This is a genomic window from Streptomyces sp. RGM 3693 (genome assembly GCF_050471125.1).
Lineage (GTDB): Bacteria > Actinomycetota > Actinomycetes > Streptomycetales > Streptomycetaceae > Streptomyces.
On the sequence record NZ_JBMPPQ010000002.1, the window covers coordinates 1,914,181 to 1,923,848 of the forward strand.

Here is a 9,668-nt window from a genome sequence, read left to right on the forward strand (position 1 = left end):
AGGCAGCGGAAGGAGAGACCATGGCGCGGCAGGAACTCGCCCGATTCCTGCGGGACCGCCGCACAGCCCTGCGTCCGCACGTGCTCGGCCTGCCCACGAGCGCCCCGCGCCGCACCGCGGGCCTGCGCCGCGAAGAGGTGGCAGAGCTGGCCCACATGTCCGTCGACTACTACGCACGCCTGGAGCAGGCCCGCGGCCCTCGTCCGTCGCCCCGCATCCTGGAGGCGCTGGCCCAGGCGCTCCGCCTGTCGCCGGCCGAACGCAGCCATCTGTTCCGCCTGGCCGGAACGAGCGCACCGCCGCCCGTCACCGGCGCCGTACGGCGCGTCCGCCCGCACGTGGCCCGGATGCTGGAGCGCCTGCCGGAGACCGGCGCGATCGTCACCGACGCGGCCTACGGCATCGTCGCCTGGAACCCGCTGGCCCAGGCCCTGCTGGGTGGCGACCTCGGCCGGGGGACGACGAACCTGGCCCGGCGCCGGTTCCTCGGGGAAGGACGGATGTACGAGAGCTCCAGCGCCGAGGAGTTCGGGCACATCGTGGTTGCCCGGCTGCGCCGGGCCGCCGACCGCTACCCGCACGACCCGCAGCTCGCCGCTCTCCTGGCCGAACTGCACACCGGCAGCGAGGAGTTCCGTCAGCTCTGGGAGACCCGCCCGGTCCACGCCCCTGGTCACCGCACCAAGGCCGTCGACCACCCGACGGCGGGCAGTCTTGTGCTGAACTGCGACGTACTCCTCGTCCCCGAGGACGATCAGGAAGTCGTTCTGATCACGGCCGACCCCGGATCCCCCTCGGCCAGAACCCTGCGCAGACTGGCCGCGACGGCCTGAGCCGGTCAAGGGGGCCGATATGCGGGCTGCCAGCCGGCACCGCGCCCGCCTACGAGACGGCCGCCTACGAGACGGTCATCTACGAGACGGCCGCCTACGAGACCGTCACCTACGAGACGACCGTTCATGGGCGACCGCACACGGGGCGGTGATCGGTTAGATGACCGGCGGGCGCCCCAGCCGCGTCATGCGCCACACCGTGCGCCAGCGCATCGGCCGCCGGTGCCCGCACGGGGTCCGGACCCCCTCCGCGAAGCCCGCGGCCCACGCCCGCATGCCCGCCACCGAGCGACTGCGGACGGCAGTCAGCCCCGCCCAGACACCGAGGTAGACCGGGACCAGCACCGCCGGCAGATGGCGCTTCGCCAGCCAGACGCGGTTCCGGGCGACCATCCGGTGGTAGACCGCGTGCCGCGTCGGTGAGGTGTACGGGTGCTGCAGCACGATCTCCGGCGCGTAGCGGATGTGCCAGCCGTCGTCCAACGCCCGCCAGGCCAGATCGGTCTCCTCATGGGCGTAGAAGAACTCGTCCGGCCAGCCGCCGGTCCGGTCCAACATCGGTACGGACAGTGCGTGCCCGCCGCCGAGGAACGTGGTGACCAGCCCGCCCTGCTGCGGATCGCCGACCCGCAGGCGCGGCACGTGGCGACGCTGGGTGCGGCCCAGCTCGTCGGCGATGCGGAAGCTGACGATCCCCAACTTCGGGTCGCGCTCGTACAGTTCCGCGAGCCGACTGAAGACGTCCGTGCTGATCAGCAGCCCGTCGTCGTCCAGGTCGACCACCACGTCCAGGTCACCGAGCTTGCGCAGCTCGTCCAGGGCAACGTTCCGGCCACCGGAGACACCTAGGTTCTCGCTCAGCGACACACCCGTGACGCCTTCGGGCAGCGGCGGCAGCGGCGAGCCGTTGCCGACGACCACGATGTGCGTCGCGGGGAGGTCCTGCTTCGCCACCGAATCCAGCAGGTCCTGGAGTTCGGCGGGGCGGTTTCCCATGGTCAAGATGGCGACGCCTACGCGCAGCTGACGCACAGATGAACACTCCGTTCTTGGCGGTCTCTTCAGCGATGCTAGCCGCCGCCACAGACCGCTGCGCGCCACGACGCAGGCGCCGCGACGTTCCGTCGGGCCCCCGGCCGGGAGCGTTCGCACCCGGGCCCGGACGGCGGCCTCCGCGGCCGGCCCCACGGGAGGCGGCGGGTCAGCCCTGCGGAGCGGTGACCCCGGCGAGGGCGCTCGGTCGGGCGGCGAAGGCCACTTCCGGGCCGAACCGCTCCTGATAGCCGTCGGCCAGCGCGCGCAGCGCCGCCGCACCGTCCCCGTAGTACGACGACCCGTGCATCACCGCCAGTGTCCTGGGCGCGAGCTGGGCCAGGGAACGCAGCGTCTCCACCGCCGCCGTCAGACAGGAGGTCTGGCGGAACATCTCCTCCGCATCCAACGCCGGCCCCACCAGATCGTGGTCGGTGACCGGCGGCCCCTTGCCCAGGTGGGTGAAGAGATCCCCACACAGCAGCGTTCCGGTGGTCTCCTCGAACAGCACCCGCGCCTCCCAATTGTGCGGAACGTGCGGGGTGTTGAGGTGCATCACCCGGCGCCGCAGCAACTCCTTGCCGCCCAGGTCGAGCGTTTCGCCGTGCGCCAAAGGGCGCGGCGGCCGGTCCGCGAGATCGTTGAGCGAGACCAGACACCCCTGGAGCCCGTGCGCCACTTGGGCGCGCGGGGCCGCGGCCAGAAACGCGTTCATCGCGCCGCACTCATCGGCCTCCACGTGCCCGAACGCCAACCAGCGCAACTGGTCCAGCGGCACCACCCGGCTGACGGCCTCCGAGACCCGCGGGAAGAGATGGCGCATGCCGGTGTGGAAGAGCAGCGGTTCCTCCGCGTCGATGAGGAACTGGTTGAACGTGAAGCCGGCCGGCGCGGCCACATCGGGAACGAAGGTGGAGATCCGGTAGATCCCGTCCGCGATCTCATCGACGCGCGTCTCCATCGGGCCGACGCCTCCTTCCGGGGCGGCCCCCCGTCCATCGTAGGGCGGGGGTGCGGGGCCCGGCAGTTCGAGAGCCGGGGCGAGGGGCGGCCCCGTGGCGCGGCGGCGAAGTGGCCCCGCGGCCCCGTGGTGGGGTGGCGGGGCGGTGGGGTGGTGAGGCGCGGTAGGTGGCTTCGGACACGTGATCTCGGCCACGGCATGTCTAGGGCGGCGCGGGGTGGGCAGGGGAGCCGGGCGGTCCGGTGTGCGGAATACCGTACGGCTTGATCCTGTTACGGAAATCGTCAGGGAAGTGCTGACGGGGGCCGGATCGGGAGGCGGGCGCCCGACGGGCGTACGGACGGACGTGTGGACGCGCGGACGTACGGTCGGTCGGTGCCCGACGAGCCGCCGGCCCGCCGTAGCGTCGTACACCGGAACCAACCGAACAGTCGAAACCAGCCAGACACGAAAGCCGTCCAGGAGGCGCCGGCGTCAACCCGCCGAAGCCCCGACGGCCCGTAAGTAGGGAAGCGCGTATGAGCACCGTGGAGCTCACCAAGGACAACTTCGACGAGATCGTCTCCGGCAACGATTTCGTCCTGATCGACTTCTGGGCCGAATGGTGCGGTCCCTGCAAGCAGTTCGGGCCGGTTTTCGAGCGGTCGTCCGAGAAGCACGGCGACCTGCTGTTCGCCAAGGTCAACACGGAGAAGGAGCCCGAACTCGCCGCCGCCTTCGACATCAGCTCCATCCCCACCCTGATGATCGTCCGGCAGAACATCGCGGTGTTCGCCCAGCCCGGAGCGCTCCCCGAAACCGCCCTGGAGGACGTCATCGGCCAGGCCCGCGGCCTCGACATGGACCAGGTCCGCGCCTCGGTCGCCGAGGCCCAGGCCCAGCAGGGACAGCAGGCCCAGCAGGGACAGGGCGGCGCCGGAGAGCAGGCGCAGGGCGAGTGAGCGAGCTGCTGCTGGTCCGCCACGGCGAGACCGAGTGGAGCCGCGACGGCCGGCACACCAGCTGGACCGACCTCCCGCTGACCGCCAACGGCGAGGAGCAGGCCCGCGCCCTCCGGCCGCTGCTGTCGAGCCGGAAGATCGCGCGGGTATACGCCAGCCCGATGACTCGGGCCCTGCGCACCGCCGAACTCGCCGGCCTCCCCTCCCCACACATCGTCGATGACCTGCGCGAATGGGACTACGGCGGCGACGAGGGCATCACCACCGCCGAGATCCACCGCACCAGACCCGACTGGTACCTCTTCGACGACGGCGTCGCCCCCGGGCCGGCCGACCACCCCGGGGAGTCGCCCGAGGAGGTGGGAGCGCGCGCCGACCGCGTACTGGCGCTGATCGCGCCCCACCTGGAGGTCGACGAGGGCGATGTCGCGCTGGTGGCCCATGCCCACTTCCTGCGCGTACTGACCGCCCGCCGCCTGGGCCTTCCGGCCGCCGCGGGTGGCCTGTTCACCTTCGGCACCGGCACGGTCGGCGTCCTGGGCACCGAACACGACCGCCCCGCGTTGATCGCCTGGAACGCCCGGAGTCTGTAGCGGGGAAGGGAGTACGGGAGGGAGCGGGGTAGCAGGGGATGGGGCGTTGGGTGTCTGGCGCCCGGTGTCTGGTGTCTGGTGTCTGGTGTCTGGCGTCTGGTGTCGGGGCGGCCCTGTTCGTTCTTCGGGCTGTCCTGTGCGCTCTTCCCTGTTCCGTGTTCGCTCTTCCTGGCCGGTGGGCGGGTGCGCGTTCGTGCCGATGTTCTCGTGCCGATGTCCTCGTGCCGATGTCCTCGTGCCGATGCCCTCGTTCCGCTGTCCTCGTTCCGCTGTCTGGGCGCAGGCTCACGGCGCCATCGGATCGAGGTGCAGGGGCTGCACCTTGCCCTCGATCATGGCGCCCAGCCCCTGCACCGCGCAGGTGCCCGGCTGGTCCGCGATGTGCACCGGCATCGACGTGGCCTCGTGGATCATCGGCTCCAGCCCCGGGATCAGCGCGCTGCCGCCCGCCAGCATGATGCCGCGCTCCCCGAGGTCGGCCACGAGGTCAGGCGGGCAGCGGCGCAGCACCGCCCCGATGCCGTCGAGGATCGCTGTCAACGGCGTGATGATGGCGCGTCGCACCCGCTCGGTGTCCACGTGCACGGACCGGGCGAGCCCGCTGACCACGTCCCGCCCGTGCACCTCCGTGGAACCGGGCGTGAGTTCGCCGTCCCCGGACAACATCAGGTGCAGCGGGCGCACGGACTGGTTCGGCAGCATCAACTCGTGGTGCAGCCGGAGGTGCTGGATCACCGCGTGGTCGATGGCGTTGCCGCCCACGGGGACGGTCTCCGCGGCCACGATCGAGCCGAGTGAGAGCACCGCGACCTGCGTGGTGCCCGCACCGCACACCACGATCATGGTCGCTTCGGGCTGTTCCACCGGGAGCCCGCAGCCGACGGCCGCCGCGACCAGAGTGTCGACCAGTTCGACCCGGCGGGCACCCAGCCCGGTCAGGGTCTCCACGGCCGCCCGCTGCGCCAGCGGCTCACTGCCGTACGGGAGGCAGACCGCGGCCCGCATCGTGGGGCGCCGTCGCCAGGTCTTGCGCAGCTTGTCGCCCACCAGGTGGCGTAGCAGGCGCTGGGCCATGTCGATGTCCACGACCGTCCCGTTGGAGACCGGCCGGACCACGCGGATGTAGTCGGGGGTGCGGCCGTCCATCAGCTCGGCCTGGGCGCCCACGGCCAGCATCGACCCGGTGCGGGTGTTGACCGCGGCGACGGTCGGTTCATCGACGACCAGTCCCTGGTTCTTGACATACACCCTGGTCCGGGCCGCGCCGAGGTCGACGGCGGCCGAGCAGCGTCGCAGTTGGGCGAGGCTGATGGTCATGGTGGATTCCTCCCCGATGGGCCGGTGTGAACGTCCCGGGTGGACCGGTACTGGGCACGAGCGCCCGCACGTGAGCGCTCGTGCGCCATCCTCCGGGCCCGCACCGGCCTCCGCCTGTTGAGCGCGTCCGCTTGGGGGAGGGGTGGGGATGGGAGTGGGGTGGGGGGTTGGGTTGGGGGTGGTGGTGTGGCGGGTGGTGTCGGGGGTGGGGATGAGGGGCTTTGGTTGGGGCGTCGTTATTGCTCAGTGATGTGTCCCCAGTGATGCGTCTCCGGCGGTATGGCCACAGTGGTATGTCTCAAGCGATGGATCTCCAGTAGCGAGGCGTTGTGAGTGGCGATAGGTCTTCCAGCGAGGGGATCCGCTGTTGGCCTGTTGGCCTGTTGGCCTGTTGGTCTGCTGCTCTGCTGCTCTGCTGGTTTGTCGTGCGGCCGTGTTGGCGTAGGGCCTGACGTAGTAACACCGTCGGTGTCATGCACGGAGTGTGACGGGGGCTTAGGGAGTAGTGACTGGGCGTCAGCAGTATGTGATGCGGCATCAGTGCTACTGCCGCGTCGCGGCTGGCTCTTCCCTCGCCCGATCGACACGACGCTGATAGAGGCCCCAGGTGAACTCCGCGACGACGTCCTGTCGGGCGCCGTCCGGTCCGGTGGCGGTGCAGGCCAGGCGCCAGCGGGTGGGGGCGCTGCCCTCCATCGGGCGGGCCGGGGCGAAGGCGCGGGCGACCTCGTCGACCGTGCAGGACCACGGGACGAGATCTGCGGTCGTACGGAGGTCCGGGGCGGGGGCGTTGGGGGCGCGGACGAGCCAGGCGTTCCAGACGCCGCCCCCGGGTGCGGCGAGGACCTCGAACCGCAGCTCCGGCCAGAGCGGGACCGGCCAGGTCAGTGCCTCGCAGGTTAGGTCGCCGATGCGGCGGGTCGTGACGGTCTCCGGCGTACCGAGCAGCGCCCGGTACGGCTGGGCGCCGGCGCGTGCCTGCGGAGCGTGCATCCGGGCTTGCCAGCGCCGGTTGGCCTCGCGCATCTGCGCGCGGGTGACCCGTAGTTGGCGGAGGGCGTCCTCGACGAGATCCGGCTGGTGATCGGCCATGCGGCGCAGCAGCACGAGCTGGAAAGTGAGGGGTCCTGGCAGGTCGGAGGGGGTGCCGGAGCCGGCGGGCGGGTCATTGTCAGTGGCGGGGTTCATGATGGACATGGTCGTGGATGGCGGCCGGGGAAGGCGCGGAAGCGGTGGTCGATGAGGTGCGCGTGGGGCCGGGGCGGACAGCGGTGGGGAGGAAGAGCACGGAATTGACGTAACGGCGGTGCGGGGCGAGGGAGCGCCGCAGCAGGCCGTGTTCGGCGACGTAGGAGGTGCGGGACTGATGGGTGGACAGATCGAAGTCGGCCAGCGGCAGCCAGCGGTCGCGTGGCAGGACCCAGCCGCGATACCCGCGGGCGGCCGTCCACTCCAGTACGGGCGCGAGCGGCTGTATGCGCGTCTCCAACTCGACGAAGAGTGCCGGGAGTTCACGCTCTATGGTGCGTTCCGCGCCGCGTAGAACTGCCAGTTCACCGCCGTCCACATCGATCTTGATGAGGGTGACGGCGGTGAGGCCCAGTGCGTCCAGCGGGAGGCAGGGGACATCCAGAGTGGCGGAGTGCACTTCACGGCGTACGAGGGAGGAGACTCCGCGGTCGCCGCGGCCATCGGGTGGGAGCCAGAGCGTGGCGCAGCCGGCATGGTCGGTGGCCGCGGCCGACACGACGTCGACGTGCGCGGGGGTGACCGAGGCGAGTAGCCGGGCCAGATGGGGGACGGGTTCGATGGTGACGACGCGGTCCGCGCGCCGCGCCAGGCGCCGCGTCCACGGCCCGTACCAGCCCCCGACGTCCACGGCCGTGCCGCCCGCCGGGCAGAAGTCGCGCAGCCGACCCAGCTCCGGTTCGAACCGCGGGTAGAGCCCGGCCGCCAGCGCTGACACCAGCCGCCCCGGCAGCCAGGGCCCCACTCGCGCGGCAAGCGTCACGACCCCGCTCCCGCCCCGGGCTCCGCCCCGGAAGCCACTGCCTCCGCCCCGGGCGCCGCTGTTCCTGCCGCCGCTTCCGTGTCCTCTGCCCCTTCCGAACTCTCTATCTCTTTCATCTTTTCCGCCTCTTCTGCCTCTCCCGCCCTCGCTGTCTCCTCGGCCTTCTCTGTCCCCTCTTCTTTCTCCGCCGTTTCTGTCTCCTTGATCTGGCGCATTGCGCGCTCATGTTCCGCTTCCGAGAGTTGCTCACCCAAGGACGGGAGCAATTGCGGAATCCCGTCGAGGATCGGATAGCGCCTCTGCAGCCGCGGGTTGTAGAGCGCCTCCTCGGAGGCCAGCAACGCCAGCGGCCCCTTGTCGATCGGGCACGCGAGGATCTTCAACAACGCATCGTCAGCCTTCACGACTCACTCCCGCCACGCCCGACCCCACTGCGCACAACTTCGTCGTCGCTCAACTTCGCCATTGATCGATCCCTTCGTCGCTTGTAACTCTTCTGTCGCACGGGACGCACGGGTCTCAGGCTGCTCGGGGCACTTGTGTCGCGCCCTTCTCGCTACCTCCCCTCTCTCTCCTCATCTGCCTCCGTCCCTGTCCCGCCTGTGGCTCAACTCGCTTTGTTTGATGGGCAACTGACGAGCGCGACCGGCTGTCGGTGCGGCGGACTTCGAGGCTGCCCCAACCGCCGGCCGGGGTGCGGGCTGGGGTGCAGGCCGAGGCGGGGACCCCGACGTGGACGGTGCCTCGCCGCGCTGGAGTGCGGGCGGGCGGGGGCGTGGCGATGGGGGCTCACCCAGTGGGTGACCGGACGACGGTGCGGTCGCGTCATGGCTGGGCGGCTCGGACGGCTCGGACGGCTCGGCCGGGTCGTGGTGGGCCGGCGGGGGCGGCTCGGGTGGGGTGCGGTGGGGCGGCTGGAGTGCTTCGTGCCGTGGCAACGCCAGGAGGACCGTTAGTGCGACGGCCGTACCGCCCAGCCGCAGGGCCAGGCGTAAGGGGTCGCCGGGCAGTGGTTCGCCGAAGGCGATGGTGCCGCAGGCGACGGTGAAGACGCAGGTCACCGTGGTGCAGACAGGGACGATCACCGAGGCCCGGCAGCGCTGTAGGGCGGTCTGTGACAGAACCAGGCCGGTGGCCCCGGTGATGAGGAGCAGGTAGGGGTAGGGCGAGCGGAGGAGCGTTGCCGCGGCGGTGGGAATGTCGTGGAGGTTGAGTAGCCCGGAGACGCCCTTGATGGCCAGTGAGCTGACGCCGTAGAGGAGGCCGACGGCCACCCCGTACGGGACGCCGGCGGTCGGTAGGCGGTGGCGGCGTCGGGCGCGCAGCTCCGCCGAGCGGTACAGCAGCAGCCCCACGGCCAGGGACGGCACGGCGATCGCGAGCAGGGTCGCGGGTGGGGCGGTGCGGGCGATGGCCTGGGCGTCCTCGTTCCGGAGGGAGGCGATGACCAGTACCAGTGCCAGCAGGATCGCCGCGATGCTCTGCCGCTCCCGGCCGCTGGTTCGCTCGCCCAGCACCACTGAGGACATGAGCAGCAGCAGGACCAGGCCCGAGATGAAGATGCCCTGAGCGGCGGCTATGGGGAGGGCGCGGTAGACGGCGAGTTGGGCGGCGAAGCCCGCGGCCAGGGCGAGTGAGCCACCGAGCCACAGGGGGCTGCTGAGGAGGTGGCGTATGAGTCGGGCCGGGTGGCGGGTGTTGAGTGCGGGGAGTGCGGCGAGTGCGCGTTTCTCCAGTATGAAGCCGGTGCTGTACAGGACGTTGGCGAGCAGTGCGGACGCCACGCCCCACCAGAGCATTGGCGTACCTCCTCTCGGGATGTCGGGTGCCTGGGTGCTGGTGCTGGGTGCTCGGGGTGCCGGGTGCTTGGGTGCTCGGGTTGTCGGGCGGTTGGGTATTTCGGATGTCGGGCGGTTGGGCGCTTGGGCTTTGTGGTCCGGCTTACGTGTTTGCAGTTCGGCTTGGGTGTTTGTGGCCCGG

The 9,668-nt window shown here is 71.0% G+C and carries 9 protein-coding genes and 1 pseudogene; 3 read left to right on the plus strand and 7 right to left on the minus strand.

The annotated features are described in order from the left end of the window. Positions 1 to 20 precede the first annotated feature (20 nt). Positions 21 to 833: a helix-turn-helix transcriptional regulator gene (locus ACO0M4_RS25870; RefSeq protein ID WP_430373300.1), complete on the plus strand. Its 813-nt coding sequence runs from the start codon at positions 21 to 23 to the stop codon at positions 831 to 833. Between the two features lie 156 nt (positions 834 to 989). On the opposite strand, the gene ACO0M4_RS25875 is transcribed toward ACO0M4_RS25870, so the two are convergent. Beyond that, entirely contained in the window at positions 990 to 1,865 is an 876-nt protein-coding gene (locus ACO0M4_RS25875) for a glycosyltransferase family 2 protein (RefSeq protein ID WP_430373301.1), read from the minus strand. 169 nt (positions 1,866 to 2,034) lie between these two features. Beyond that, complete coding sequence (locus ACO0M4_RS25880) at positions 2,035 to 2,826, minus strand: MBL fold metallo-hydrolase (protein WP_430373302.1); 792 nt, start codon at positions 2,824 to 2,826, stop codon at positions 2,035 to 2,037. Between the two features lie 518 nt (positions 2,827 to 3,344). Here ACO0M4_RS25880 and trxA point away from each other — a divergent pair. Together trxA and ACO0M4_RS25890 are read left to right on the plus strand one after the other, a co-directional pair. Then, the gene (gene trxA, locus ACO0M4_RS25885) at positions 3,345 to 3,767 is read left to right on the plus strand and encodes a thioredoxin (RefSeq protein ID WP_430373303.1); all 423 of its coding nucleotides are present in this window, start codon (positions 3,345 to 3,347) and stop codon (positions 3,765 to 3,767) included. Continuing rightward, positions 3,764 to 4,360 carry a histidine phosphatase family protein gene (locus ACO0M4_RS25890; protein ID WP_430373304.1) on the plus strand — a complete coding sequence of 199 codons (597 nt, stop codon included), beginning with the start codon at positions 3,764 to 3,766 and terminating at the stop codon, positions 4,358 to 4,360. The genes trxA and ACO0M4_RS25890 overlap by 4 nt, the downstream gene beginning before the upstream one ends. Positions 4,361 to 4,645: 285 nt before the next feature. On the opposite strand, the gene ACO0M4_RS25895 is transcribed toward ACO0M4_RS25890, so the two are convergent. The 5 genes and pseudogenes from ACO0M4_RS25895 to ACO0M4_RS25915 form a co-directional block, all read right to left on the minus strand. Continuing rightward, complete coding sequence (locus ACO0M4_RS25895; RefSeq protein ID WP_016571861.1) at positions 4,646 to 5,677, minus strand: rod shape-determining protein; 1,032 nt, start codon at positions 5,675 to 5,677, stop codon at positions 4,646 to 4,648. Between the two features lie 543 nt (positions 5,678 to 6,220). Continuing rightward, entirely contained in the window at positions 6,221 to 6,865 is a 645-nt protein-coding gene (locus ACO0M4_RS25900; RefSeq protein WP_430373305.1) for a hypothetical protein, read from the minus strand. Next, on the minus strand, positions 6,849 to 7,688 hold the full coding sequence (locus ACO0M4_RS25905; RefSeq protein WP_430373306.1) for an FkbM family methyltransferase: 840 nt from the start codon (positions 7,686 to 7,688) through the stop codon (positions 6,849 to 6,851). Before ACO0M4_RS25905 ends, ACO0M4_RS25900 begins: the two co-directional genes overlap by 17 nt. A 203-nt stretch (positions 7,689 to 7,891) precedes the next feature. Beyond that, a pseudogene (locus tag ACO0M4_RS25910) lies at positions 7,892 to 8,092 on the minus strand (Trm112 family protein); the annotation flags it as partial. 171 nt (positions 8,093 to 8,263) lie between these two features. Then, complete coding sequence (locus tag ACO0M4_RS25915; RefSeq protein ID WP_430373307.1) at positions 8,264 to 9,487, minus strand: DMT family transporter; 1,224 nt, start codon at positions 9,485 to 9,487, stop codon at positions 8,264 to 8,266. Between the last annotated feature and the right edge of the window lie 181 nt (positions 9,488 to 9,668).

What these genes read in the sequence shown, in the direction of transcription:
- ACO0M4_RS25900 (WP_430373305.1), bottom strand. Translation starts at nt 6,865, where the DNA reads ATGAACCCCGCCACTGACAATGACCCGCCCGCCGGCTCCGGCACCCCC.
- ACO0M4_RS25895 (WP_016571861.1), bottom strand. Translation starts at nt 5,677, where the DNA reads ATGACCATCAGCCTCGCCCAACTGCGACGCTGCTCGGCCGCCGTCGAC.
- ACO0M4_RS25870 (WP_430373300.1), top strand. Translation starts at nt 21, where the DNA reads ATGGCGCGGCAGGAACTCGCCCGATTCCTGCGGGACCGCCGCACAGCC.
- ACO0M4_RS25915 (WP_430373307.1), bottom strand. Translation starts at nt 9,487, where the DNA reads ATGCTCTGGTGGGGCGTGGCGTCCGCACTGCTCGCCAACGTCCTGTAC.
- trxA (WP_430373303.1), top strand. Translation starts at nt 3,345, where the DNA reads ATGAGCACCGTGGAGCTCACCAAGGACAACTTCGACGAGATCGTCTCC.
- ACO0M4_RS25880 (WP_430373302.1), bottom strand. Translation starts at nt 2,826, where the DNA reads ATGGAGACGCGCGTCGATGAGATCGCGGACGGGATCTACCGGATCTCC.